Annotated in this window: 19 protein-coding genes and 1 tRNA gene; 9 read left to right on the forward strand and 11 right to left on the reverse strand. The window is 70.5% G+C overall.

Features of this window, described 5'->3' with window-relative positions; genetic code table 11:
• Nucleotides 1–112: 112 nt before the first annotated feature.
• Nucleotides 113–1,543 (forward strand): pyruvate kinase, encoded by a 1,431-nt coding sequence (pyk, locus tag KME79_RS04870; protein WP_148032618.1) that lies wholly within the window; start codon nucleotides 113–115, stop codon nucleotides 1,541–1,543.
• A gap of 48 nt (nucleotides 1,544–1,591) precedes the next feature.
• Here the strand turns inward: pyk and dapD are convergent, their stop codons facing one another.
• From dapD to KME79_RS04885, 3 genes are all read right to left on the reverse strand, one after another.
• Complete coding sequence (gene dapD, locus KME79_RS04875; protein ID WP_261808662.1) at nucleotides 1,592–2,533, reverse strand: 2,3,4,5-tetrahydropyridine-2,6-dicarboxylate N-succinyltransferase; 942 nt, start codon at nucleotides 2,531–2,533, stop codon at nucleotides 1,592–1,594.
• A gap of 49 nt (nucleotides 2,534–2,582) precedes the next feature.
• Nucleotides 2,583–3,002, reverse strand: a complete 420-nt coding sequence (locus KME79_RS04880; protein WP_219543452.1) for a pyridoxamine 5'-phosphate oxidase family protein — start codon at nucleotides 3,000–3,002, stop codon at nucleotides 2,583–2,585.
• 187 nt (nucleotides 3,003–3,189) lie between these two features.
• Nucleotides 3,190–3,272: transfer RNA gene (locus KME79_RS04885), tRNA-Leu, on the reverse strand.
• 106 nt (nucleotides 3,273–3,378) lie between these two features.
• Between KME79_RS04885 and KME79_RS04890 the strand changes: the two genes are divergently transcribed.
• Nucleotides 3,379–3,963, forward strand: coding sequence for an ANTAR domain-containing response regulator (locus tag KME79_RS04890; RefSeq protein ID WP_261808661.1), 585 nt, complete (start codon nucleotides 3,379–3,381; stop codon nucleotides 3,961–3,963).
• Nucleotides 3,964–3,979: 16 nt separating this feature from the next.
• On the opposite strand, the gene KME79_RS04895 is transcribed toward KME79_RS04890, so the two are convergent.
• Nucleotides 3,980–4,591 (reverse strand): hypothetical protein, encoded by a 612-nt coding sequence (locus KME79_RS04895; RefSeq protein WP_219543453.1) that lies wholly within the window; start codon nucleotides 4,589–4,591, stop codon nucleotides 3,980–3,982.
• A 427-nt stretch (nucleotides 4,592–5,018) separates the two neighbouring features.
• On the opposite strand from KME79_RS04895, the gene KME79_RS04900 reads away from it, so the two are divergent.
• The gene (locus KME79_RS04900; protein WP_219543454.1) at nucleotides 5,019–6,314 is read left to right on the forward strand and encodes an ABC transporter substrate-binding protein; all 1,296 of its coding nucleotides are present in this window, start codon (nucleotides 5,019–5,021) and stop codon (nucleotides 6,312–6,314) included.
• 66 nt (nucleotides 6,315–6,380) lie between these two features.
• Here the strand turns inward: KME79_RS04900 and KME79_RS04905 are convergent, their stop codons facing one another.
• From KME79_RS04905 to KME79_RS04930, 6 genes are all read right to left on the reverse strand, one after another.
• Nucleotides 6,381–6,776: a hypothetical protein gene (locus KME79_RS04905; protein WP_219543455.1), complete on the reverse strand. Its 396-nt coding sequence runs from the start codon at nucleotides 6,774–6,776 to the stop codon at nucleotides 6,381–6,383.
• Between the two features lie 68 nt (nucleotides 6,777–6,844).
• The gene (locus KME79_RS04910; protein WP_148032612.1) at nucleotides 6,845–7,630 is read right to left on the reverse strand and encodes an ABC transporter ATP-binding protein; all 786 of its coding nucleotides are present in this window, start codon (nucleotides 7,628–7,630) and stop codon (nucleotides 6,845–6,847) included.
• Complete coding sequence (locus KME79_RS04915; RefSeq protein WP_219543456.1) at nucleotides 7,627–8,559, reverse strand: ABC transporter ATP-binding protein; 933 nt, start codon at nucleotides 8,557–8,559, stop codon at nucleotides 7,627–7,629. Before KME79_RS04915 ends, KME79_RS04910 begins: the two co-directional genes overlap by 4 nt.
• Nucleotides 8,549–9,535: a branched-chain amino acid ABC transporter permease gene (locus KME79_RS04920; protein WP_148032610.1), complete on the reverse strand. Its 987-nt coding sequence runs from the start codon at nucleotides 9,533–9,535 to the stop codon at nucleotides 8,549–8,551. Before KME79_RS04920 ends, KME79_RS04915 begins: the two co-directional genes overlap by 11 nt.
• 10 nt (nucleotides 9,536–9,545) lie before the next feature.
• Nucleotides 9,546–10,697 carry a branched-chain amino acid ABC transporter permease gene (locus KME79_RS04925; RefSeq protein ID WP_308248791.1) on the reverse strand — a complete coding sequence of 384 codons (1,152 nt, stop codon included), beginning with the start codon at nucleotides 10,695–10,697 and terminating at the stop codon, nucleotides 9,546–9,548.
• 534 nt (nucleotides 10,698–11,231) lie between these two features.
• Nucleotides 11,232–11,645 (reverse strand): PaaI family thioesterase, encoded by a 414-nt coding sequence (locus KME79_RS04930; protein WP_372452401.1) that lies wholly within the window; start codon nucleotides 11,643–11,645, stop codon nucleotides 11,232–11,234.
• Between the two features lie 62 nt (nucleotides 11,646–11,707).
• On the opposite strand from KME79_RS04930, the gene polA reads away from it, so the two are divergent.
• From polA to coaE, 5 genes are all read left to right on the forward strand, one after another.
• Nucleotides 11,708–14,398 (forward strand): DNA polymerase I, encoded by a 2,691-nt coding sequence (gene polA / locus KME79_RS04935; protein ID WP_219543458.1) that lies wholly within the window; start codon nucleotides 11,708–11,710, stop codon nucleotides 14,396–14,398.
• A gap of 110 nt (nucleotides 14,399–14,508) precedes the next feature.
• Nucleotides 14,509–15,621 (forward strand): polysaccharide deacetylase family protein, encoded by a 1,113-nt coding sequence (locus KME79_RS04940; RefSeq protein ID WP_219543459.1) that lies wholly within the window; start codon nucleotides 14,509–14,511, stop codon nucleotides 15,619–15,621.
• A gap of 203 nt (nucleotides 15,622–15,824) precedes the next feature.
• A complete protein-coding gene (rpsA, locus tag KME79_RS04945) occupies nucleotides 15,825–17,303 on the forward strand; it encodes a 30S ribosomal protein S1 (RefSeq protein WP_148032607.1) in 1,479 nt (492 codons plus the stop codon).
• A gap of 191 nt (nucleotides 17,304–17,494) precedes the next feature.
• Complete coding sequence (locus tag KME79_RS04950; protein ID WP_261808659.1) at nucleotides 17,495–17,941, forward strand: GNAT family N-acetyltransferase; 447 nt, start codon at nucleotides 17,495–17,497, stop codon at nucleotides 17,939–17,941.
• A gap of 20 nt (nucleotides 17,942–17,961) precedes the next feature.
• Entirely contained in the window at nucleotides 17,962–18,564 is a 603-nt protein-coding gene (gene coaE, locus KME79_RS04955) for a dephospho-CoA kinase (protein WP_148032605.1), read from the forward strand.
• On the opposite strand, the gene KME79_RS04960 is transcribed toward coaE, so the two are convergent.
• The gene (locus KME79_RS04960; RefSeq protein ID WP_219543460.1) at nucleotides 18,561–24,146 is read right to left on the reverse strand and encodes a WD40 domain-containing protein; all 5,586 of its coding nucleotides are present in this window, start codon (nucleotides 24,144–24,146) and stop codon (nucleotides 18,561–18,563) included. The two genes, coaE and KME79_RS04960, sit on opposite strands and share 4 nt — an antisense overlap.
• 58 nt (nucleotides 24,147–24,204) lie before the next feature.
• On the opposite strand from KME79_RS04960, the gene KME79_RS04965 reads away from it, so the two are divergent.
• Nucleotides 24,205–25,377, forward strand: a complete 1,173-nt coding sequence (locus tag KME79_RS04965) for an ArsB/NhaD family transporter (protein WP_261808658.1) — start codon at nucleotides 24,205–24,207, stop codon at nucleotides 25,375–25,377.
• Nucleotides 25,378–25,410 lie beyond the last annotated feature (33 nt).

The raw sequence follows: 25,410 nt of genomic DNA on the forward strand, positions 1-25,410 counted from the left end.
ACGTGCGCGTGGCGCGCTCGCCGGTCGCCGTTGCCGTGTTGTTCTCCCGCGCGCGGTACGTTCTGCGTCGTCCTTGACTGCCAAGTGGTCTGTACCAATTAAGGTAGGACTCGTGACACGTCGCGCGAAAATCGTCTGCACCCTAGGCCCAGCCACGTCCTCACCCGAACGCCTGCGCGATCTCATCGCCGCGGGCATGGACGTCGCACGGTTCAACCTCAGCCATGGCGACCATGACATGCACAGAGAGGTCTTCGATCGCGTCAGGGAGGTGGCGGCCGACCTCGGCCGCGGTGTAGGCGTTCTCGCCGACCTGCAGGGCCCCAAGATCCGCGTCGGCCGCTTCGAGGAGGGGCCGGTCCGGCTCGGCTTCGGCGACGTCTTCTCCATCACCGCCGAAGACGTCCCCGGCGACCGCGAGCAGGTCTCCACCACCTACAAGGGTCTCGCCAAGGACGTGCGCCCCGGCGACACCATCCTCGTCGACGACGGCCGGCTCGTGCTCGAGGTCACCCGCGTCGACGGCGACCGGGTCGTCACCCGCGTCGTCATCGGCGGCATGATCTCCGACAACAAGGGTCTCAACCTGCCCGGCGTCAACGTCAGCGCCCCCGCGCTCACCGACAAGGACGAGACCGACCTGCGCTGGGCGCTGCGCACCGGGTTCGACATGATCGCCCTGTCGTTCGTCCGCCGTCCCTCTGACGCCGACGTCGTACGCAACATCATGGAGCAGGAGGCCGTCCGCCTCCCCCTCCTCGCCAAGATCGAGAAGCCGCAGGCGGTCGAGCGCCTCCCCGAGATCGTCGAGGCCTTCGACGGCATCATGGTCGCCCGCGGCGACCTCGGCGTCGAGCTGCCGCTGGAGCAGGTGCCGATCGTGCAGCGGCGCATCATCGAGCTGTGCCGCGAGAAGGCCCGCCCGGTCATCGTCGCCACGCAGATGCTCGACTCGATGATGAGCGCCCCCCGCCCCACCCGCGCCGAGGCCTCCGACGTCGCCTACGCCGTCATGGACGGCGCCGACGCGGTCATGCTGTCGGGCGAGACCTCCGTCGGCAACTACCCGATCGAGTCCGTCTCCACGATGGACCGCATCGCCTGCGCCGCCGAGGCCTCCTCGCTGCACGCCACCCACACCCTGGAGCGCATGCCGGAGACCACCGGCGGCGCCATCGCCCGCGCCGCCGCCGAGGTCGGCGCCATCGTGGGGGCCAAGGCCCTGGTGGCCTTCACCATGTCCGGCGAGACGGCCCGCCGGCTGGCCCGTTACCGCTCGCCGATCCCGCTGCTGGCCTTCACCTCCGCGCCCCACGTCCGCGGCCAGCTCTCGCTCACCTGGGGGGTGGAGACGTTCCAGGTGCCGTTCGTGCACCACACCGACGACATGGTGCGGCAGGTGGAGGCGTCGCTGCTGTCGCTCGGCCGGCTGGAGAAGGGCGACAAGGTGGTCATCGTCGCCGGCTCCCCGCCCGGCACCCCCGGCTCCACCAACGCGCTGCGCGTGCACACGATCGGCTCCGCCGTCTCGCACGCCAGCTGAGGGACCGTCCGTCGGCCGGCTGCCCCCGGGAGGGAAGCCGGCCGGACGCTAGTTGGCGTGCAGCGCCTCGTTCAGCTCGATGCCGGTGCCCTGGCGGGTCACCACCTCCACGGCGCCGGTCTCGGAGTTGCGGCGGAACAACAGCCCGTCGCGCCCCGACAGCTCCCTGGCCTTCACCACGCCGCCGTCCGGCAGGCGCACCTTCGTGCCCGCCGTCACGTACAGCCCGGCCTCGACGACGCAGTCGTCACCCAGGGAGATGCCGATGCCCGCGTTCGCGCCGATCAGGCAGCGCTCGCCGACCGAGACGACCTCCTTGCCGCCGCCCGAGAGCGTGCCCATGATGGACGCGCCGCCGCCCAGGTCGGAGCCCTCGCCGAGCACCACGCCCGCCGAGATCCGGCCCTCGACCATGGACGCGCCCAGCGTGCCGGCGTTGAAGTTGACGAACCCCTCGTGCATCACGGTCGTGCCGCTCGCCAGGTGGGCGCCCAGGCGCACCCGGTCGGCGTCGGCGATCCGCACCCCGGACGGCATCACGTAGTCGACCATGCGCGGGAACTTGTCGACCCCGTAGACCGCCACCGGCCCGCTGGCCCGCAGCCGCGCCCGCGTGATCTCGAAGCCGTCCACGGCGCACGGCCCGTGGCTGGTCCACACGACGTTCGCCAGCTTGCCGAACACCCCGTCGAGGCTCAGCCCGTGCGGCCGGACCAGCCGCGCCGACAGCAGGTGGAGCCGCAGGTAGGCGTCGTGGGCGTCGGCCGGCGGCTCGGAGAGCTTGGCGATGCCGGTGCGGACCGCCACCACCTCCACGCCGCGCGCCTGGTCGGGCCCCACCAGCCCGCCCAGCTCGCCGGCCTCCTCGGCGGAGAGCCGCTCGGTGCCCGTCACGGGCGGCTCGCCCAGCTGAGGCTCGGGGAACCAGGTGTCGAGTACGGTGCCGTCAGCGGCTATGGTCGCGAGGCCGATGCCGAAAGCGCCGGTCACGGCAGGATCGATAGCAGTCACATGCCTCAAAATACCGTGACGGTGCTCCTCAGATGGCGCCCAGGTCGGCCGACAGCCAGTGTTCGGGCCGCATCCGGAACGTCACCAGCGCGCCCAGGTCGGACCCCTCCACGTAGCCGGGAACCGCCTCGACCGGCAGGTAGCGCGAGGCGATCCTGGTGAGCTGCTCCAGCGTCGTCGGCCCCGACCACACGACCGGCCCCTCGACGGACACGTACCGATAGGTCGGGCTGGTCCGCTGCACCAGCAGCGTGAACCGGCCCGCCTTCCCGATCAGCGCCGCCTTCCGGGAGTCACGCCCGGTCAGGAACTCGACGTCGCCGCCCGGCTCGTAGTCGTACCAGACCGGCACGCTCAGCGGCCCCCGGTCCGCTCCCGCGTCGACCGCCACACCGGCCACATGCGGCTCCGCCAGGAACTTGGCCCGCTCCGCCACGTTCAACCCCACGGCATCCACCTCCGAAAAGCCACCGTGATCCGTTCATTACCGATCTTCGGCCACCCTATGCCTCCTTGGGAGGCGCACCTTCGAGGCGCGGAGCAGGGGCCGGGCGGCTGGACTCAGCCCGCCGGTCGGACCTGGTGCGGAGAGGGGATCAACGGTCACACGAGGGTGCGTGCGACGGTTTCCGGGGTGCCGGAAGCGGGATTCGAACCCGCACGCCCTTGCGGGCAGACGCTTTTGAGGCGTCAGTGTCTGCCATTCCACCATTCCGGCATATTTCCGGACGTGTCCGGAAACTTGTGGGGGTTCACCTCTTCAGGGAGACTGTCGAGGATGCCGCCGTGGATCTAATGTACCGGACATCGGTACTCTTCTGCTCGTGAGTACGCAGCGGCGAGTGGTGATCGCGGAAGACGAGGCGCTCATCCGCCTCGATCTCAAGGAGATGCTCCAGGAGGACGGCTACGTCGTCGTGGGGGAGGCCGGCGACGGGGAGCAGGCGATCCGGCTGGCCACCGATCTGCGGCCCGATCTCGTCATCCTGGACGTCAAGATGCCGGTGCTCGACGGCATCTCCGCGGCGGAGCGGATCGTGGCCGAGCGGATCGCGCCATGCCTGATCCTCACCGCGTTCTCCCAGCGTGACCTGGTGGAGCGGGCCAGGGAGGCGGGGGCGATGGCCTATCTGGTCAAGCCGTTCACCAAGGCCGACCTGGTGCCGGCGATCGAGATGGCGGTGAGCCGTCACGAGGAGATGGTGGCGCTGGCCGCCGAGGTGTCGAGCCTGACGGAGCGGCTGGAGACGCGCAAGCTGGTCGAGCGGGCCAAGGGCAGCCTGATGACGCAGCACGGCTGGAGCGAGCCGCAGGCGTTCCGCTGGATCCAGAAGGCGTCCATGGACCGCCGGCTGAGCATGCGCGAGGTCGCCCAGATCGTCATCGAGGACGCGGCCGACCGGGGCTGAGCGCCCCGGCGCGGGTTCACGACGTGGGCAGGCCGCACACGTCGAGCGCGTAGTGGATGAGACGGTCCTGGACGTCCTTCGGCGGGCTGACGATCACGACGCGCTGCTCGCCGCGGTCGACGCTGGCGCGTACGGGGAACAGGAACGCCTTCTTGGCCTCGGCGAACGCGTGCGGGTCGCACCGCCCGGGGGTGAGCCGGATCTCGGCCGCGATGCTCGGGGCCGCGGCGTCCAGCTCGGCGATCGGGTCGCCCTCGGTGACCGGGGCGGCGATGTAGTGCGTGGTGCCGTCGATGCGGTGCACGGTGACGGCGCCTTCGCCGCGGCGGGTCAGCACGAGGGTGCCGTGCATGGCGTCGCCGACGCGCTTCCACTCGGGGCCGAAGGCGATGTCGGCCGCCAGCTTGATCAGATGCTCCGAACACTCGTCGTGCAGCAGCCGGGTCAGCAGCGGATCGGGGTGGGGGATCTCGAACGTCACCTTGCGCGGCTCCTGCTCCGCGCCGACGCGGACGTGGGCGACGACGGTGGCCGGCTGGACGTCGGGAAGGCGGCCGGGCGTGCAGTTGGCTTTCCCGAAGGGGATGGGTAAGTCGGTTCTCTCCGTCTTCTTGACCGTGATTTCCACGTTCTGTGGGGCCAATGTGGTGAATGATGGCGTCACCAGTTGAACGTCGGTGAAGTGCACCGGAGTCTCAGAGGTGTTCCGCACGGCCACCTGCATCCTGTGCGCGGGCTCGTCCGAGCGCCACTGGGCGAGCGAGACCGATACGCCCGGCGGCGGTGCGGGGTCGGCCGGTGGCACGCTGTCACCGCCGCAACCTGCGAGGAGGGCCATCAGGGGGAGGAGTGCCGTTATCCGCTTCACCGACGCAGATTAAGCACCCGCCGATCACGCGCGTAAGTTGAGGACTGATTACGACTCCGCATCCAAGTGCCGACAGTTACCCCGCTGCCCTGGCATCACCATGCAGGCATTTTGTACGTTTCCGTCATTCGATCGGGAACGCTCGGCGTGCTGACGGATCCCGGCCTGGAATGAAGGAGATTACTTCATGGTCCGCATTGCTCCCGTGGGACGGGTGCTGGCTGTCGTGGCTGCCACCAGCCTCGCCCTGACAGCTTGCGGTGGTGGCAGCGACACCGCCTCGCAATCCACACCGTCATCGGCTGCGCCATCCTCCGCGGCCCCCGCGGCAGAGGGCGACGGCACGCTTACCCTGGGCACGCTGCTGCCGCAGACGGGGTCGCTCGCGTTCCTCGGCCCGCCCGAGTTCGCGGGCGTCGACCTGGCCGTCAAGGAGATCAACGAGGCCGGCGGCGTGCTCGGCAAGGACGTCGTCAAGATCCACACCGACTCCGGCGACACGACCACCAACATCGCCTCCCAGTCGGTCGACAACCTGCTGGCGCAGAAGGCCGACGCCATCATCGGCGCCGCCTCCTCGTCGGTCTCGGAGACGGTGATCGACAAGATCACCGGCGCGGGCGTCATCCAGTTCTCCCCGGCCAACACCTCCGACACGTTCACCACCATCGCCGACAAGGGCCTCTACTTCCGCACCTCGCCGCCGGACAAGCTGCAGGGCCGCGTCCTCGGTGACCTGATCGTCGCCGACGGCAACGCCACGGTCGCCATCATGGCGATGCAGGACTCCTACGGCACCGGCCTGGCCGACCAGGTCGTCAAGACCGTCGAGGACGGTGGCGCCGAGGTGGTCGAGCGGGTCGACTACGACCCGAAGGCCGCCGACTTCGCCGCCGACATCGCCAAGATCAAGGCGAAGAACCCCGCGGGCATCGTGCTCATCGGCTTCGAGGAGACCGCCAAGGTCATCAACGAGCTGGTCAAGCAGGGTCTGTCGGCCGACAAGCACAAGTGGTACATGGTCGACGGCAACACCTCCAACACCAACTACGCCGACATGCCCAAGGGCACCCTGAAGGGTGTCAAGGGCACGATCCCCGGTGCCGCGTCTCCTGAGGACTTCCAGAAGAAGCTCCTCGAGGTCGACGGTGACCTTGAGGACTTCAGCTACGCGCCGGAGTCGTACGACGCCGCCAACCTGCTCGCGCTGGCCGCTGAGGCCGCCAAGAGCGACTCGGGCACGGCCATCGCGGCCAAGCTGGCCGAGGTCAGCAAGGGCGGCGAGAAGTGCGACAGCTTCCCGACCTGCGTCGAGCTGCTCAAGGCCGGCAAGGACATCGACTACGACGGCGTGAGCGGTCCGGTCGAGTTCAACGACGCCGGTGACCCGGCCGTCGCCACCATCGGCATCTACGAGTACGGCGACGACAACAAGTACGGCACCAAGGCCGTCGAGTACCGCACGGGCAACATCGAGGGCTGATCGCTCCTCCGGTGAGCCACCGGGCCCCGGTCCCTCCCCCCTGAGGACCGGGGCCCTTTCACGTGCTCAGGAGCAGCCCTCCTCGATCCGCCCCGCGGCGGCCCGGTACTCCTTGAGCAGTGCCACCTGCCGCGCGCGCGGCAGGCTCGCCACGGACAGGTCCTGGGTGGTGGCCTCGACCGTACGGACGGCGCCGCCGAGCGAGGCGGGCAGGCGAGGGCCGAACTGGAGGGTGATGCCGCGCACTTCGGCCAGGCGGCCGAGCACGGCGTCCTCGAAGCGCTGCGCGTCCTCCTCGCCCGCGGGCTCCAGCAGGAGGCCGGCGTAGCCGATGGCGGAGACCACGCGCGCGCACGGATCGTCGCCGGGGTCGCCGCCGGTGCTGTAGGCGCCGGCGGCGGGGGCCTGCCCGCAGGCCGCCAGGACGGGGAGCATGAGCACGAACGCCACGAAACGGTTCACATGGCCATTGAAAACGGAGAAGGGGCCCCGGGTGGAGCCCCTTCTCCGTTTCGTGCCGTGATCTACGCCTACGCCCTGGCGAGGGTCCCGAGGTACAGCTCGATGACCTTGGGGTCGTCGGCGAGCTGGCGTCCGGTGCCGGTGTAGGCGTTACGCCCCTGGTCGAGCACGTAGCCGCGGTGACAGATCTGCAGGCAGCGCCGGGCGTTCTGCTCCACCATGATGATGGTGACGCCGGCCTTGTTGATCTGCTGGGCCTGGAGGAACACCAGGTCCTGCAGCTTGGGCGACAGGCCCGCCGACGGCTCGTCCAGCAGCAGCACCGACGGCTCGGTCATGAGCGCCCTGGCCATGGCCACCATCTGCCGCTCACCGCCCGACAGGGAGCCGGCGCGCTGCTTGCGCCGCTCCTTGAGCGCCGGGAACAGCTCGCAGACGAACTCGAAGCGCTCCTTGAACTTGGCGGGCGCCTGGAAGGCCCCCATCTCGAGGTTCTCCTCGATGGTCAGGCTGGGGAAGACGTTGTTGGTCTGCGGGACGTAGCCGACGCCGCGCGAGACCAACTGGTGCGCCTTCATGTTGGTGATGTCCTCACCCTTCAGCGTGACCGTGCCGCTGCGGATGTCGACCAGCCCGAACATGGCCTTGAGGAGCGTCGACTTGCCGGCCCCGTTGGGGCCGATGATGCCGATCAGCTCGCCGTCGCCCACGTACAGGTCGGAGCCGTTGAGGATGTTGACACCCGGCAGGTAGCCGGCGATCAGCTCGTCGCAGCGGAGCACGGCGTTCTCGGCGCCGCTGAGATGGTCGCTGCGGTCGGTGACGGCGGCCTTGGACTCGGGGACGGCGTTCACTTGCTCTCCTCCTGGATCTCGGCCTCAAGCGCGTCCTCGGCCTCGTGAAGCTGCTCCTCCAGCTCGCTCTCCGAGAGCGGCGCGTCATGGTGGGCGCCCAGGTAGGCGTCGATGACCCGCTGGTCGGACATGATGGTGTCCGGCGGGCCCTCGGCGATGACGGCGCCCTGTGCCATGACGATGACCCAGTCGCTGATGTCGCGCACCATGTCCATGTCGTGCTCGACGAACAGCACGCTCATGCCCTGCTCGCGCAGGTCCTTGACGTGGCCGAGGAGCGACTGGGTGAGCGCCGGGTTGACCCCCGCCATGGGCTCGTCGAGCATGACCAGCTCGGGCTCGACCATGAGGGCGCGGGCCATCTCCAGCAGCTTGCGCTGGCCGCCGGAGAGCGAGCCGGCGAAGTCCTCGCGCTTGGCGTCGAGCTTGAACCTCGCCAGCAGTTCGTCGGCGCGGGCGGTGATCCGGTCCTCCTGGCCGCGCCAGGACCCGGGGATCAGCGCGCGCCAGAAGTTCTCGCCCTTCTGACCCTGCGCGCCGAGCCTCATGTTCTCCAGCACGGTGAGCCGCGACAGCGCCTTGGTGAGCTGGAAGGTGCGGACCATGCCGGCGCGCGCGACCTTGTGGGCCGGCACGCCGTTCATCTTGCGCCCGTTGAACGTCCACTCGCCCGAGTCGGCGGTGTCGAAGCCGGTGAGCTGGTTGAAGAACGTGGTCTTGCCCGCGCCGTTGGGGCCGATGAGGGCGGTGATGGAGCCGCGCTGGACCTCCACGTGCCCGACGTCGACGGCGGTCAGGCCGCCGAAGCGGCGCACGACGTTGTCGACCACGAGGATCGGGTCGGGCTTGGCCACGCCCGGCTCGTGGGGGAGGTCCTTGAACGCGGCCAGCGCGGCGGCCTTGCGGTCGGTGGCGGTCTCAGCGTGCATTGATGGCCAGCTCCCTCTTGTCGCCGAAGATGCCTTGCGGGCGGTAGACGAGCAGGAGGATCAGCCCCAGTCCGACCAGCAGGAAGCGGAACGGGCCGACCTGCGTGATGTCCATGAAGGTGATGACTCCGGACTGCACCGCGCCGCTGAGGAGGCCGTTGACGAGCACCAGCAGCACCCAGAAGATCGACGCGCCGACCACCGGGCCGAACACGCGGGCGGCGCCGCCGAGGATGACGATCGTGTAGGCGAAGAACGTGGTCTCGGTGCCGAAGATGTCGGGCTGCACGGACCCGGTGGCGAGTCCGTAGACGAAGCCGCCCAGGCAGCCGAGCACGCCGCCGAGGATCAGCGACTGCATCTTGTAGGAGAACACGTTCTTGCCGAGGCTGCGCACGGCGTCCTCGTCCTCGCGGATGGCCTTGAGCACGCGTCCCCACGGGCTCTTCATCAGCAGGAAGACGATGAGGCAGGCGATGGCGATCAGGACCCAGCCGACGGTGAGCACCCACATCTCGCGCTCGTTGAAGCTCAGCGGCCAGAACCCGTAGGTCCCCTCCGCGTAGGGGTTGATCTCGTAGAAGCCCTGTGAGAAGCCGCGCCGGCCGTCGGAGCCGCCGAAGACGCTCTTGAACTCCACGGAACGGAAGATGAGTCTGACGATCTCCGCCGCGGCGATGGTCACGATGGCCAGATAGTCGGCGCGCAGCCGCAGCGTGGGGATGCCCAGGAGGAAGGCCAGCAGGACCGCGGCGACCAGGCCGACGCCGATGCCGATCCAGAAGGGCAGCCCGATCACGGTGACGGTGACGGCCAGGCCGTAGCCGGCGACGGCCAGGAACGCCGACTGGCCGAAGTTGAGCAGGCCGGTGTAGCCGAAGTGGATGTTGATGCCGATGGCGGCGAGCGCGTACCACACCGTCTCGACGCCGATGGCGGCCTTGAGGGTGGTGGAGAGGATGATGTCCCAGTTCATGATTCCCCCGTCAGCCGATCCGCTCTCGGCGGCCGAGGATGCCCTGCGGCCGGAAGAGGAGCACGAGGATGAGCACGGCCAGCGCGCCGACGTTCTTGAGCTCCGGTGGTATCCACAGCGTCGAGACCTGGATGAACAGGCCGACGATGATCGAGCCGATGAGCGCGCCGAAGGCGGTGCCGAGGCCGCCGAGCGTGACGCCGGCGAAGATGAGGAGCAGCAGCTCCTGGCCCATCGTGAACTTCAGGTTCTGCGACAGGCCGAGCATGACGCCCGCGAGCGCGGCGATGGCGCCGCCGCCGGTCCAGATGATGCGGATGATCCGGTCGACGTTGATGCCCGAGGAGGCGGCCAGCGCCGGGTTGTCGGCGACCGCGCGGGCGGCCTTGCCGGTACGGGTGCGCAGCAGGGCGAACCCGACGGCGATGAGCACGATCAGCTCGATGCCCATCGAGATGAGGTTCTTCGGCGTGGCCGAGATGGGGCCGAGCTGGAGGCCGGCCTGGGCGTTGTACTGGGCGTACGCCTGGGTCTCGCCGCCGAACAGGATGAGGAACAGGTATCTCATGAACAGCGCCACGCCGATCGAGACGATCATCGCGGCGATGATGCCGGTGCCGCGCCTGCGCAGCTGGCCCCAGAAGAACCGGTCCTGCGCGTACCCGATCCCGCCGGCCAGCATGACCGCGATGACCGCGGCCGGGATGATGTGCAGGCCGAAGGGAACGTTCACAAGATAGGCGAGCAAGGCCCCCAGGGTGACCAGCTCGCCGTGGGCGAAGTTGGTCAGGCCGGTGGTGCCGTAGATGAGCGACAGGCCGAGCGCCGCCAGGGCGATGATCAGCCCCAGGTTGAAGCCTTCGAAAGTCAGCTGCGCCGCGCGCTGCCAGAACGCGCTGCCGCCGCCCTCGTCGGGCGTCGCCGCGCCGTCCGCGGCCTTGGCCTGCAGGGCGAACAAGACGGTGGTCGGGTTGCCTTCGTACACGGTCGGGGCGCGTTGGTTGTTGCCCCCCCGGATCGCCATGTTCTGCGGGAGCGTGGCGGCGTCCAGTGTGACCTTGTACTGGCCGGGTTCCTCGATCGGCACTTCCCACGTGCCCTGGGCGTTGCTGGTGACCTCCTGAACGGGTTGCCCGCTTTCGGTGGTAACCACGATCTTCACGCCGTTCACTGGCTGGCCTTGGAATGTGAGTGTTCCCCTGAGGCTCTGTTCCGGTGCGGCCGCATGGGCCGGGACGGTGAGCAGCAGGATGAGTCCACCCAGGAAGGCCGTGAACGCGATCACGGCTCTGCGCAATGGTGCTCCCTCAATTAGGTCAAGGCGGGGTTGTGCCCCTCCATCTCGACACGCGGGCATCGCAGGCACAACTGGGATGCTGTGGCGGGAGCTTATTTCGCGTACGCCCGGTTCAGTATCCTTCGTCACCATTTAGTGACATGTGTGTGTCACTCATGTGAGCAAACGAAGGTGGCAGGTCAGGGGCTAAATCGAGGGTTGCACCTGGCAGGTGACAGTCACAGATTGCTAACGATCGAGGGGGGATGAAAGAGCCCGAGGGGCGGCCTTTGGGACCATGCAAGGCTTTCCCCGGCCTCACCTGTTATCTACTCGGCCTCCCCGCGGGCTCTAGTGCACACAACCGTAGCGACCTGTGGGGGGCATGCGCAAAGGGCGGACAAAAGTCACGCAAAGGACTCAGGCGTCACGCAGCATGCATGTGAGGCGCGAGGTGCACACCCGCCGCCCGGCTTCGTCCGAGATCTCGATCTCGTAGCTGGCGAGCGTACGCCCGGCGTGCAGGGGAGTGGCGACGGCTGTGACGAACCCCGACGTCGCCGAGCGGTGATGGGTGGCGTTGATCTCGACGCCGACCGCGATCCTGCCGGGCCCGGCGTGCAGCGCCGCGCCGGTCGAGCCCACCGTCTCGGCCAGCACCACCGAGGCGCCGCCGTGCAGCAGCCCGTACGGCTGCGTGTTGCCCTCCACCGGCATGCGGGCGACCACCCGCTCCGGCGTGGCCTCCAGGAACTCGATGCCCATGCGCTCGGCGAGCACGCCGGTCTTGTCACGGACGAAGGCGAGGCCGACCGCGGGATCGATCTGCGTCAAGGGGACGCCTCCAGTCTTTCCAGCTCGGGTTTTCTGTCGTAGTCGCAGACTAGGCTGCCTGTGTGCCGAAGAGTGAAGTGACCCCCAGCCGCCCGTGCCTGCTGCTGCTCGACGGGCATTCCCTGGCTTACCGCGCCTTTTACGCGCTCAAGGACGCCAACCTCATGACCACCGACGGTCAGCACACCGAGGCGGTCTACGGGTTCACGTCGATGTTGACCAACATCCTGCGCGACGAGCAGCCGACGCACATCGCGGTGGCCTTCGACCGCTCGGAGCCGACCTTCCGGCACGAGGAGTACGCCGCCTACAAGGCCAACAGGGCGGAGACCCCCGAAGACTTCCGCGGCCAGATGCAGCTCATCTACGAGCTGCTCGACATCCTGCGCATCCCGCGGCTGTCCAAGCCCGGCTTCGAGGCCGACGACCTCATCGCCACCCTGGCCACCCGCGCCTCCGCGGAGGGCATGAGCGTGCTCATCGTCACCGGCGACCGCGACGCGCTGCAGCTCGTCGACGACGACGTCACCGTGCTCATGACCCGGCGCGGCATCAGCGACATGACCCGCTTCACCCCCGAGGCGGTGCAGGAGAAGTACGGCCTCACCCCGCGGCAGTACCCCGACTTCGCCGCGCTGCGCGGCGACCCCAGCGACAACCTGGCCAGCATCCCCGGCGTCGGCGAGAAGACCGCCGCCAAGTGGGTGCGCGAGTACGGCTCGCTCACCGCGCTCGTCGACCGCGTCGACGAGGTCAAGGGCAAGGTCGGCGACAAGCTGCGCGAGCACGTCGCCCAGGTGCTGATGAACCGCCGGCTCACCGAGCTGCTGCGCGACGTCGTGGTCGAGGCCGAGCCCGCCGAGCTCAGGCAGGGCGCGTGGGACCGCGAGGAGCTCAACAAGCTGTTCGACACCCTCCAGATCCGCGGCGAGCTGCGCGAGCGCGTCTTCAAGACGCTCGGCACCGGCGAGCAGGAGCCCGACCAGGGCTTCGAGGTGGAGACCGTGATCCTCGGCCCCGACCGGGTGCCGGGCTGGCTGTCGGCCATGCCCGAGGGCCGCGCCGGCCTGGCCTTCAAGGGCTCCTACGGCAGCGGCACCGGCCGCGTCGACGCCATCGCCGTCGCCTCGCCCGACGGCACCGCCGCCCACCTCGACCCGGCCAAGCTCACCGAGGCCGACGAGGCGGCGCTGCGCGCCTGGCTGGCCGACGAGTCCAGGCCCAAGGCCGTCCACGACGCCAAGGGCCCGATCCTGGCCCTGTGGGCGCAGGGCCTCGACCTGCGCGGCCTCACCTGCGACACCGCGCTGGCGGCCTACCTCGCGATGCCGGGCCAGCGCACGTTCGCCCTCGAAGACCTGGCCAGGCGCTATCTCCACCGCGACCTGCGCGCCGAGGAGGAGCCCAGCGGCCAGGCCGCGCTGTTCGGCGACGACGAGGACGCCCCGGCCAAGGACCTCGCGCTGCGCGCCCACGCGGTGCGCGAGCTGGCCGACGCGCTGGAGGCCTTCCTGACCGGCCGCGGCGGCACCCAGCTGCTCACCGACGTCGAGCTGCCGCTGCTGACCGTGCTGGCCGAGCTGGAGCGGGCGGGCGTGGCCGTCGACCGCGACTACTTCACCGGCCTGGAGGCCGAGTTCGGCGCCGCGGTCAAGCACGCCGTCGAGGAGGCCCACCGGGTCGTCGGCGAGCAGTTCAACCTCGGCTCGCCCAAGCAGCTGCAGGAGATCCTGTTCACCAGGCTCGGCCTGCCCAAGACCAAGAAGATCAAGACCGGTTACAGCACCGACGCCGACCAGCTCGCCTGGCTGGCCACCCAGACCGACCACGAGCTGCCGGTCATCATGCTGCGCCACCGCGACCAGACCAAGCTCCGCACCACGGTCGAGGGCCTGATCAAGGAGATCGCCGACGACGGCCGCATCCACACCACGTTCAACCAGATCATCGCCGCGACCGGCCGCCTGTCGTCCGAGAAGCCCAACCTGCAGAACATCCCGATCCGCACCGCCGAGGGCCGCCGCATCCGGCAGGGCTTCGTCGTCGGCGAGGGCTACGAGACGCTGCTGACCGCCGACTACAGCCAGATCGAGCTGCGGATCATGGCCCACCTGTCGGGCGACGAGTCGCTGATCGCCGCCTTCGAGTCGGGCCACGACTTCCACCGGGCGACCGCCGCGCGGGTGTTCGACCTGTCGCCCGAGCAGATCGACGGCGAGCTGCGGGCGCGCATCAAGGCGATGAACTACGGCCTGGCCTACGGGCTGTCCGACTTCGGGCTGTCGGGGCAGCTCAACATCGCGGTGGCCGAGGCCCGGGCGCTCAAGGAGGAATACTTCCAGGAGTTCGGCGGCGTGCGCGACTTCCTGCAGGAGATCGTCCGCCAGGCCCGCACCAACGGCTACACCGAGACCATGATGGGCCGCCGCCGCTATCTGCCCGACCTGACCAGCGACAACCGCCAGCGCCGCGAGATGGCCGAGCGGATGGCGCTCAACGCCCCCATCCAGGGCTCGGCGGCCGACATCATCAAGGTCGCCATGCTCCACGTGCGCCAGGCGCTGCGCGAGGAGGGGCTGTCCTCGCGGATGCTGCTCCAGGTCCACGACGAGCTGGTGTTCGAGGTGGCGCCCGGCGAGCTGGAGACGCTCAGGCAGCTCGTCACCGACCAGATGAACGCCGCCTACCACCTCCGGGTGCCGCTGGAGGTGTCGATCGGCGTGGGCCGCACCTGGGAGGACGCCGGCCACTGACTCCTGCCGGGTTTGCCCTCTTTTGACCGGGTAACCCGTAGGGCTCAGAGGTCCGCGGTGGTTCTGGACTACTCTGTGGGTTCGATTTCCCCGAGCGGTACGGGAGTTCTGTGCGGTCCACATCGTTCCAGGCGCGCATCATCGGCTTGGCGAACGTCGTGGTCGTGGTGACGGCGATCATCGGGCTCCTGCTGATCTCCGGCGAGCCCTCCGCCCCGCCACCCGCGGCGTTACCCCAGCGCGCCACGCCCGCGCCCACCGCGCCCACCACCGCGCCCACCACAGCGGTCACCGAGGCGACGCCGCCGCCGGGAATCGTCGCCACGCCCGAGCTCGCCCGCGAGGTCAAGGCCAACGAGCTCGGCAAGATTCCGGTGATCATGTACCACCGGATCGTCAAGAAGCGGCAGGCGTCCATCGACCGCACCCCCGCCCAGTTCAGGAAGGAGCTGGACAAGCTCGCCCGGCAAGGGTACGTGCCGATCAGCGCCAGGGAGTTCGCCGCCGGAGACATCCGGGTGCCGGCCGGGAAGTTCCCCGTCGTGCTCACCTTCGACGACGGGCACCCCAGCCACTTCGGGCTCGACGCCCACGGCAACGTCAAACCCGACACGGCCGTGGCGATCATCCTGGAGACGGCGGCCAGATATCCCGACTTCCGGCCCGTGGCCACGTTCTGGATCAACCACACGCCGTTCGGCCTGCGGACCGAGCAGGAGCAGGCCGCGGCCGTGCGCTGGCTGGCCGGCAACGGGTTCGAGGTGGCCAACCACACCTGGGGCCACCCCAACCTCCGGGCCGTGCCCACGCGGACCGTCCGCAAGCAGCTCGCCAAGCTGGAGCGCCTGCTCGTCCGCCTGGGCGCGGGTCCGGCCAAGACCATGGCGCTGCCGTACGGGTCCATGCCGCGCAAGAAGAAGGCCGCGCGCTCCGGCGCGTGGGAGGGCACCCGGTACGCCTTCGATGGGGTCTTCCTGGCCGGGGCGGAGCCGTCGCTTTCGCCGTACGCGAAAAAATTCGATCGTGGCGCGATCCAGCGGATCCAGAGCAACGGCAAGAAGGGAGAATGCCGCAAGTGGTGCTCGCAGCACTGGCTGGAGTGGCTGGACAAGCATCCCCGTGAGCGGTACGTGTCCGACGGCGACCCCGGGCGGATCTCCGTCCCGGCCCGACTTAGGGGTAATATCGGGGCCAAGCGCGGTCTCCTGATCAACAGCTACTAGATGTGGCGAATGTCCTGGCCGGATTGACCCCGCCGCTCTGGTCTCATATGCTGATCGCTGCGCTGTGGGCTCGCGCGCGCCTCAGACGGAGCGGGCTCGCGCTCGGTCTCGTCGATGTCGTAATTCCTCGGCTTGATGCGGAAGAGGGCCTGCCGCGCGTCCGCCACATCGACATCCTGTCCGCGTTCGGAGCAATTCCACACATGACGTCCAGCACTGAGGCCACCTCGAGCACCCCGCAGGTAGCGGTCAACGACATCGGGTCCGAGGAAGCCTTCCTCGCCGCGATCGACGAGACCATCAAGTACTTCAACGACGGCGACATCGTCGAGGGCACCGTCGTCAAGGTCGATCGAGACGAGGTCCTTCTCGATATCGGCTACAAGACCGAGGGAGTCATCCCCTCGCGTGAGCTTTCGATCAAGCACGATGTCGATCCGGCTGACGTCGTGGAGGTCGGCGAACACGTCGAAGCCCTCGTTCTCCAGAAGGAGGACAAGGAGGGCCGCCTGATCCTGTCCAAGAAGCGTGCTCAGTACGAGCGCGCCTGGGGCACGATCGAGAAGATCAAGGACGAGGACGGCATCGTCACCGGCACCGTCATCGAGGTCGTCAAGGGTGGTCTCATCCTCGACATCGGCCTCCGCGGCTTCCTCCCGGCGTCCCTCGTCGAGATGCGCCGTGTCCGCGATCTGCAGCCGTACGTCGGCCGCGAACTCGAAGCCAAGATCATCGAGCTCGACAAGAACCGCAACAACGTGGTCCTGTCGCGCCGTGCCTGGCTGGAGCAGACGCAGTCCGAGGTTCGCCAGACGTTCCTCAACACCCTCCAGAAGGGCCAGGTCCGCAAGGGCGTCGTGTCCTCGATCGTCAACTTCGGCGCCTTCGTCGATCTCGGCGGCGTCGACGGTCTGGTCCACGTGTCCGAGCTGTCCTGGAAGCACATCGACCACCCGTCCGAGGTCGTCGAGGTCGGCCAGGAGGTCACGGTCGAAGTCCTGGACGTCGACATGGAGCGCGAGCGCGTCTCCCTGTCGCTCAAGGCGACCCAGGAAGACCCGTGGCAGCAGTTCGCCCGCACCCACCAGATCGGCCAGGTCGTGCCGGGCCGCGTCACCAAGCTGGTGCCGTTCGGCGCGTTCGTCCGGGTCGAGGAGGGCATCGAGGGCCTGGTCCACATCTCCGAGCTGGCCGAGCGCCACGTGGAGATCCCGGAGCAGGTCGTCCAGGTCGGCGACGAGATCTTCGTGAAGATCATCGACATCGACCTCGACCGTCGCCGCATCAGCCTGTCGCTGAAGCAGGCCAACGAGGGCGTCGGCGCCGAGGTCGAGTTCGACCCGACCCTCTACGGCATGGCGGCCACCTACGACGACCAGGGCAACTACATCTACCCCGAGGGCTTCGACCCGGAGACCGGGGAGTGGCTGGAGGGCTTCGACAAGCAGCGTGAGGAGTGGGAGCGGCAGTACGCCGAGGCCCAGACGCGCTACGAGGCCCACCGCAAGCAGATCGAGGAGGCTCGCAAGGCCGAGGCCGAGGCGGGCGAAGCGGCTCCCACGTCCTACGGCGAGCCGCAGGGTCAGCAGGGCGGCGGCCAGTCGGCCCCGGCCGGCGGCGCCCTCGCCTCCGACGAGGCGCTGGCGGCCCTCCGCGAGAAGCTCGCGGGCGGCCAGAGCTGATCTCCTGGTAGCACGTCACCGAGAAGGGCCCGCACGGCATCGTGCGGGGCCTTCTCGCGTGCGGACGCCGAGATCGCCCTGACGGCGGCGAGGAGGCTCTCCGGCCCCCTTCCTCGGAGGACGTGCCGTCCGGGCGTCACGGGAGCTTTCAGGGGCGTGGGGAGGGCGGCGACGCGTGTAGGGTGCTCGGCGTGGAGATCCAGCGGGCCAGGGCGGAGGACGCCGGCGAGATCCTGACCCTCCAGCGCGCGGCCTACGTGAGCGAGGCCCAGCTCTACGGTGACCCGTACATCCCGCCGCTGGTGGAGTCCGTCCAGCAGGTCCGCAAGGCCATCGAGACCGGCCTCGCGCTCAAGGCCGTCGAGGCCGGGCGGATCGTCGGCGCGGTGCGCGGCGCCCTGTCGGGCACCACCTGCCTGGTGGGCCGGCTCGTCGTGGCGCCCGACCGGCAGGGGGAGGGGCTCGGCACGGCCCTGCTGCGGGCGCTGCACGACGAGGTCCCGGAGGCGACGGCGTTCGACCTCTACACCGGCCACCTGTCGGAGGGCAACCTGCGCCTCTACCGCCGCCTGGGCTACCGCGAGACCCGCCGCGAGCGCATGGACGATCACCTCACCCTCGTCCATCTGAGGCGCTGACCCACCGGTAGGCTGCCGCTGTGCTGAAGATTGGGCTCACCGGCGGCATCGGTTCGGGCAAGAGCGAGGTGTCCAAAAGGCTGTCCGCCAGGGGCGCCGTGGTCATCGACGCCGACAAGATCGCCCGCGAGGTGGTCGAGCCGGGCACCCCCGGCCTGGCCCGGGTGGTGGCGACGTTCGGCGAGGAGGTGCTCCGCCCCGACGGCTCGCTCGACAGGGAGAAGCTCGGCTCGATCGTCTTCGCCGACCAGGAGAAGCTGGCCGCGCTCAACGCGATCGTGCATCCCCTGGTGGGGGAGCGGGTCGCCCGGCTGCAGAGCGAGGCGCCCGACGACGCGATCGTGGTCTACGACGTGCCGCTGCTGGCCGAGAACGGCCTGGCGGGCATGTACGACGTGGTCATCGTGGTCGACGCGGCCGACGAGGTGCGCATCGCCCGCCTGGCCGACCACCGCGGCATGGCCGAGCACGACGCGAAGGCCCGCATCGCCGCCCAGGCGAGCCGCGAGGACCGGCTGGCCGTGGCCGACGTCGTGATCCCCAACGAGGGATCGCTCGACGACCTGGACGCCCGGGCCGACGAGGTCTGGGCCGAGCTGCTGGAGCGCGCCGCCCGGGGTTAGAACGGCGAGTCCAGCGGCACCTGGCGCACCCCCGGCAGGTAGGCGTCCAGCTCTCCCAGCTCGAACCTCGACATGCCGACGACGTGCCAGAACTGCCCCGCCGTCTCGCCGTGCACCTTGTAGCGCCCGTCGGGGGCGAGCGCCGCCCAGCCCTCCGGCAGCCCGAGCAGCGTCACCAGCCGCTCCGCGCCCTGCCACAGGATGACCGCCCCGTCGTCGCCCGCCGTGGCCAGCAGGTCGGAGTCCGGGCTGAAGGCCACCGACCAGACCCGCCGCGCGTGCCCTTCCAGCCGGTGCAGCAGCCGCCCCGACTCCGCGTCCCACACCCGCACGGTCAGGTCGTCGCCGCCGGTCGCCAGCCGCTCTCCGGACGCGTCGAAGGCGACGCTCCACAGCCGGCCCCGGCCGCCGTCGAGGGTGTGCCGCAGCAGCGGATGCCACGGCTGGCCCGGCCGCAGCTCCCACACCAGGGCCCGGCCGTCGTTGCCGGCGCTCGCCAGCAGGCGGCCCGACGACGAGAACGCCACCGCGTACACCCGGTCGGTGTGCCCGTCGAGGGTGGCCACCCGGCCGCCGGACTCCACGTGCCAGATCCGTACGCGACGGTCGTCGCACCCGGTGGCGACGTAGCGGCCGTCGGGGCTGAAGGCGATCGAGCGGACCCGGCCGCGGTGGTCGGCCAGGTTGGTGACCAGCCGGCCCGTGGAACGCCACCAGACGCGCACGCTGTCGTCGTCGTTGGCGGTCGCCAGCATGGTGCCGTCGGGGCTGAACGCCTCGGCCCACACGTGGTCGGTCTCGGTGTTCAGCTCGCGCTCGTACTCGTGGGTCGTCACGTTCCAGAAGTGCACGCCGCCGTCGTTGCTGGAGGCGGCGAGCAGCGGGCCCGCGGGGGAGAACAGCGCGGAGATGAGCCGGTCGGAGGTGCCGGTGAACTCGGTCAGCTTCCGCCCGGTGAGCGGCTCCCAGATGCGGACCACGCCGTCGTTGCCGCTGGTGGCCAGCATCGTGCCGTCGGCGCTGAACCGTACGGAGGTGATGCGCCTGCCGTGGCCGCGCAGCACCCGCTGGCACTTGCCGGACACCGGGTCCCACAGCCGCACGGTGCCGTCGTTGCTGCTGGTGGCGAGCTGCGCGCCGTCGGGTCGCCACGCGAACGGCCACACCGAGCTGCGGTGGCCGGTCAGCTCGGTGCGGTGCGGGCCGCCCACGGTCTGCAGCCGGACCACGCCGCCGGAGTCGCCGGTGGCGAGGGTGTGCCCGTCGGGTGAGAACGCCACCTGGTAGACGGCCGCCGCGTGGGTGGTGTGCAGGCCGCGGAACTCGCCGGACGTCTCCCACAGCCGCACGTCGCCCGAGGTGTCGCCGGTGGCCACCAGCGCACCGTCGGGGGAGAAGGTGACGCAGTAGATGCTGCCCCGGTGGCCGGTGAGCGCGTGCCGCCGCTCCCACGTGCGGGTGTCCCACAGCCGCAGCGTGCCCGCCTCGTCGCCGGTGGCCAGCAACGCGCCGCCGGGGGCGTGCACGGCGCGGTAGACGCCGCCGCGGTGCCCGTCGAGCGTCGTGACCAGCTCTCCGGACGTGAGGTCCCACACCCGGACGACGCCCGCCGAGTCGCCCGTCACCAGCGCCGACCCGCCGAACGAGGCCGTGTAGACCGGGGCCTGGTGGCCGGCCAGCAGGTGGACGGACTCGCCCGTCGCGGTGTCCCACACCCGGACCACGCCGTCGCCGCCGCCCACCGCCAGCAGCTCGCCCGTCGGGCTGAGCCGCACCGGCCAGGCGCCGTCGGAGTGACCGGTCAGCGTGCGCAGCCGCTCACCGGTCAGCGCGTCCCACAGCACCACGGTGCCGTCGCTCGCGCCGCTCGCCAGCAGCCCTCCGGCGAACGAGACCGCGTACACCCGCCCGGAGTGTCCCTGCAGCGTGCGCACCGGCAGCCCGCCGACGCACAGCAGCACCCCGCCGTCGTCGTGGCCGATCGCGATCGTCGCGCCGTCGGGGCTGTAGGCGATCGGCTCGGGCAGCCGGCTGGTCTGGAAGTGATAGCCGTACGGGACCCCGATCTCGGCAGGCGCCAGCTGGGTCTCCACCGGCTGGCCGGGCACCACGGCGGCGCCCGGCAGGCGCGGGAGCGTGCCGCGCACGTCGATCAGCGCGGCCCGGTGCCAGCGGGCGCCGGACACGGCCGCGTCGCTCAGATCGGTCCTGGCCAGCCGCGCCCCCGACAGGTCGGCGCCCGTCAGATCGGCGCCGGCGAGCACCGCGCCGTCCAGCCTGGCCCCGACCAGGCGGGCGTCGCGCAGCACCGCCCTGGACAGGTTGGTGCCGGCCAGCGTCGCCTCGGTCAGGTCGGCGCCGGTCAGATCGACCTCCCGCAGGTCTCTGGCCGACAGGTCCTCGCCCTTGAGGTTCGCGCCGCGCAGGTCGGCCCGGGCGGGGGTGCGCAGCCGGGCGGCGATCTTGACGGCGTTCGCCCTGGCCACGTCGTCGGCGGGCGGGTCGGCGACCCACGCGCGCAGCGCCCGCACGTCGGCCAGGTCGCACAGGAACTCCACGGTCAGCGCCGACAGCGGCCGCCGCGACAGCACCGCCGGCGCCTCCAGCGTCGCCGCGACGTGGCGGGCGATCAGCCACTCCATCACCGAGGCGTGGATGAACCCGAACATGCCCTCCTCGGTGCGGACCATCAGGCTGCCCGACCCCATCGCGTACGCGGTGTGCGCGGGGGTGAGCTGGCCGCCCGCCAGGTCGGCCAGCGTTTCGGCGATCTCGGTCAGCTCCTCGACGCCGAGCAGCGACTCGCCGGTCTCCCACAGCCGCAGCGCCAGCGCCGTCACCGCCTGCCACAACTCGTCCTTGGTCAGCGCCGCCGCCGAGCCGGGCATCCTGGCGCGGTGCTCCTCGAAGGCCAGCCACGCCTCCAGGATCTGCTCGTACAGCAGCGCCGGGCTGATCGTGTGGCGGGCCTCGGCGACCGTGCGCAGCCGCTCGGCGTCGAGGTCGGCGATGAAGGTGAGCATGCGCGGGTTCCTGGCCAGCGCCAGCAGGTCCTCGATGCCCTCCATCAGCGACATGCGGGCGGCCGCCTCGTCCTCGCGGGCGAACCGGTTGTGCAGGTAGGAGCGGATCTGGTCGCGGGTGAAGTTCTCCAGCCCGAGCACCCGCCGCTGCGGCAGCACGCCCACCATCTCGCCGAGCGAGGTCAGCACCTGGCTGTGTGACTTGAAGTGTTGCGTGCGGCTGGCGACCACGATCTTCGCCTTGTCCTCCGCCGCGGCCAGCAGCGTCGCCAGGTGGTCGGCCGCCCGGTCGTAGGTGAGCCGGGTGACCAGCTCGTCGAACCCGTCGAACAGCAGCACGATCCGCCCCTGGCGCAGCAGGTAGCGGAACGCCTTCAGGTCGATGACCTCCTCGCCGTGGTTGGCCAGGTGGGCCGCCACCAGCCCGTCGACCGAGTGGGACTTGTCCAGGGCGCGCAGCTCGATGAGGATCGGCGTCAGGTGGGGCAGCTCGGCCGGGATGCGCCGGGCCAGCTCGCGCAGCGCGAACGTCTTGCCGTGGCCGAAGTCGCCGAGCAGCAGCAGGAACCGGCCGTGGTCGGCCGACAGCAGCCGCATCAGCTCGTCGGTCAGGCCCGGCCTGACCTGGCCGCCCGGCCGGTCGAGCTCGCGGTAGCGCTGCGGCACGTACAGGTCGGGCGGGTAGCGGCGGTCGGTGGTCAGCCTGGCCGTCTGCTCGGCCACGTAACCGGACAGGTCGAGCAGGCCCTGGAACTCGGTGAAGCTGCGCAGCCGCACCCCCCGCCGCATCAGGTCCTCACGCAGCACGCGTGGCGGGGGCGGCCCCTGGTAGACCAGCTCCGCCGCCAGCTCCGTGGCGTGCGCCTGCCGCACGAAGGCCGTCGCGTCCTCCGCCGTCAGGTCGCCGACGTGGGCGCCGATCATCGTCTGCCGGACGAACCCGTCCTCAGGATGGGTGACCACCAGGTGGTCGCGCAGCCGGCGGATCCTGGCCCGCTCGTGCCTGGCCTCGCACACCTCGGTGATCCGGTCGAGCAGCAGGTCGACCGGGCTCGGCTGGCGCCCGTCGGGCTGTCCGGGCCCGGCCGGCGGGGCGGGCAGCCGCGCGGGGGGCGTCTCGCCCGCGAACGTCGCGCGGGCGGCCCGCCAGGCCCTCGGGGACCGTTCCGGCTCGCCGCCGTCGGGCAGCCACATCCTGACGCCGCCGGAGGTGATCTCCACGACGTGGTGGCGGCCGGAGCGCGGCGCGGCGACCGCGAGCTCGCCGCCCTGCCCGCCGCCCTGGAAGAGCAGGTTGAGCCGGTGCGCCAGCAGCCGGTCGTACGCGGGCGCGTCGTGCAGCGCGTCGGGCGGATGGCCCAGCACGCCGAGCCGCAGCCACGCCCGCTCCTCGTAGGGGCGCAGCCGCTCGGCGAACCAGGCAGCCTGCGCCTCGCCCAGCATCGCGTACGCGTCGCGCTCGAGATGACTCATGGCCATGGTCGAGTTGAGCCCGGCCACCACCACCTTCAGATCGGGCACCTCGAACAGGGTCCACGGCTGCCCGCCGTCGAACACCCGGTCGTCCAGCCCCTGGTAGACCTCCTCGAACAGGCCGGCGAAGTGGCGCCACTTCGGCCAGTAGGGCGGCTGCGGGCGCACGTCGTCGGCCTCGCACGTCATGAAGTAGGCGCTGGCCGCGGCCTTCGTCACGTCGCGCGGCCCCGGCACGATGACCAGCCGGTGCGGCTCCAGCCCGATCAGCATCCGCAGGTCGGTGACGAACCGGGTGGCCTGCCCGAACTGGCCGAGGGTGCCCGACTCCGTCAGGTCGCCGCTGACCACCATCAGGTCGGGCCGCGGCATCCCCCGGTCGTACATGGAGGTCAGGTCGGCCCAGATGCGCGCCTGCATGTCTTCCGGCGTGAACGGCTCACCGGGGTCGGGCAGCGCCCGGCCGAAGCGCGGACCGCCGATGTGGAGCACGCTGACGGACTCGCGCGCCGGATGCGGGCCCGTGGCGGGCGGGAACTTCGGCGCCGACACCGGCGTGCGGCGCGCCCTGGACCGCTCGCCGGGCGGCGGCAGCGAGGGCGCGGGACCGGCGACCGTCCTCGTGCCGGTGGGGAACGCCGGCGCGGCCTCCGGCTTGGCCCGGCCCGCCAGCGCCTCGCGCACCCGTCCGAGCAGCAGCGCCCTGGCCTGCCCCGCGTCGGTGACGCCCAGCAGGTCGACCCAGGTGATCGTGGACAGCAGCCCTTCGAGCCGCACGTCCTCCAGCCGGATCGTGACCAGCTTGTTGGACGGGTTGTCGGGATCGGCGCGGAGCGCCGCCTGCCACTCCATCCGCCCGTAGCGCGAGCTCAGGTAGTTGCGCGAGAGCACGGCCACGACCAGCCCGGCCTCGCTGACGCCGCGGTCCATGAAGTCGATGAAGTTGGTGCCGGGCACGAAGTCCCATGCCTGGATCATCGTCCGGTAGCCGGCCGCCTCCAGCTCCCAGGCGATCCAGGTGGCCCACGCCGTGTCGGCGGGGGAGTAGCTGACGAAGATCTGGGTCGGCCTGCCGTCACGCGCCATCCGTCCAGTATCACGCGTGGGATCGGCCTTTCGCAGCCCGTGTGCGATCATCGTCCTCGTGTTGCGTCGTCTTGGCGTGCTCGACTGGATCAGGATCGGGCTGCTCGCGCTCGGCCTGCTCTTCGTGGCCACCGGCCTGCTCCCGCTGCCCGACGCCGCCGAGAGCCTGGCGGAGATCGGGCCGCTGCTGGTCTTCCTGGTCGGCATCATCGTGCTCGCCGAGCTGACCAAGGAGGCCCAGGTCTTCGACGCCATCGCGGCCAGGGTGGCGGTGCTCGGCCGCGGGAACTACGTCGCGCTCTTCCTGCTCTGCACTGCCTTCGCGTCATTTATCACGATATTTCTGAATCTCGATACGACTGCCGTCCTCCTCACCCCCGTCATGCTCGCCCTGGCGTCCCGGGCCCGCATCGCCGCCCTGCCGCTGGCCATGACGACCATCTGGTTCGCCAACACCGCGAGCCTGCTGCTGCCGGTGTCCAACCTGACCAACCTGCTCGCCATGGACGAGATCGGGCTGTCGCCGCTGGAGTTCGCCGCCCGCATGTGGGCGCCCCAGCTCGTCTCGATCGTGGTGACGATGGCGTTCCTGTGGGCGTTCTTCTGGCGCCGCGGCGAGCGGCGCGAGCTGCGCTACACCCCGCCCGTGCTGCAGCCGGTCGGCGACCGCGTGCTGTTCGGCGCCGCCTCGGCCGCGTGCCTGCTGTTCATCGTGGCCCTGCTGGCCCGGGTGGAGGTCGGAGTCGCCGCGGTCGCCGCGGCGCTCGTCGTGGTCGTCGCCTTCGCCGTGCGCGACCGCGCCCGGCTCACCTGGGGGCTGGTGCCCTGGCAACTGCTCGTCTTCGTGACCGGGCTGTTCCTGGTGGTGCCCACGCTGAGCCGCTACGGGCTGGCCGACCTGATGAACTGGCTGCTCGGCACGGACCGCGACCCGTACAGGACCGCCGCCGTCGGCGCCGGCCTGTCCAACGTCATCAACAACCTGCCCGCGTACAAGGCCGTGGAGGAGGTCATCCCGCCCGGCGACCGCGGCCAGCTGTTCGCCCTGCTCGTCGGCACCAACGTGGGGCCGGTGATCACGCCCTGGGCGTCGCTGGCCACGCTGCTCTGGTTCGAGTCGTGCCGCCGCCACGGCCTGCGGGTGCCGATGCGCCGCTTCCTGCTCACCGGGGCCGGTCTGGCCGTCGTCGGGCTGGTCACCACCACGTGGGCGCTGGTGACTTTCGGATAGTCCCGAACGAGCCGTCAAGGGTTCGCGACAATG

This window comes from Nonomuraea harbinensis (assembly GCF_019396385.1).
In the GTDB taxonomy this organism is placed as follows: Bacteria; Actinomycetota; Actinomycetes; order Streptosporangiales; family Streptosporangiaceae; genus Nonomuraea; species Nonomuraea ferruginea.

Bases quoted from the DNA above. Each gene is read 5' to 3' on its own strand.
- KME79_RS04900 (WP_219543454.1), top strand. From the start codon at position 5,019: ATGGTCCGCATTGCTCCCGTGGGACGGGTGCTGGCTGTCGTGGCTGCC.
- KME79_RS04920 (WP_148032610.1), bottom strand. From the start codon at position 9,535: ATGAACTGGGACATCATCCTCTCCACCACCCTCAAGGCCGCCATCGGC.
- KME79_RS04960 (WP_219543460.1), bottom strand. From the start codon at position 24,146: ATGGCGCGTGACGGCAGGCCGACCCAGATCTTCGTCAGCTACTCCCCC.
- rpsA (WP_148032607.1), top strand. From the start codon at position 15,825: ATGACGTCCAGCACTGAGGCCACCTCGAGCACCCCGCAGGTAGCGGTC.
- KME79_RS04915 (WP_219543456.1), bottom strand. From the start codon at position 8,559: ATGCACGCTGAGACCGCCACCGACCGCAAGGCCGCCGCGCTGGCCGCG.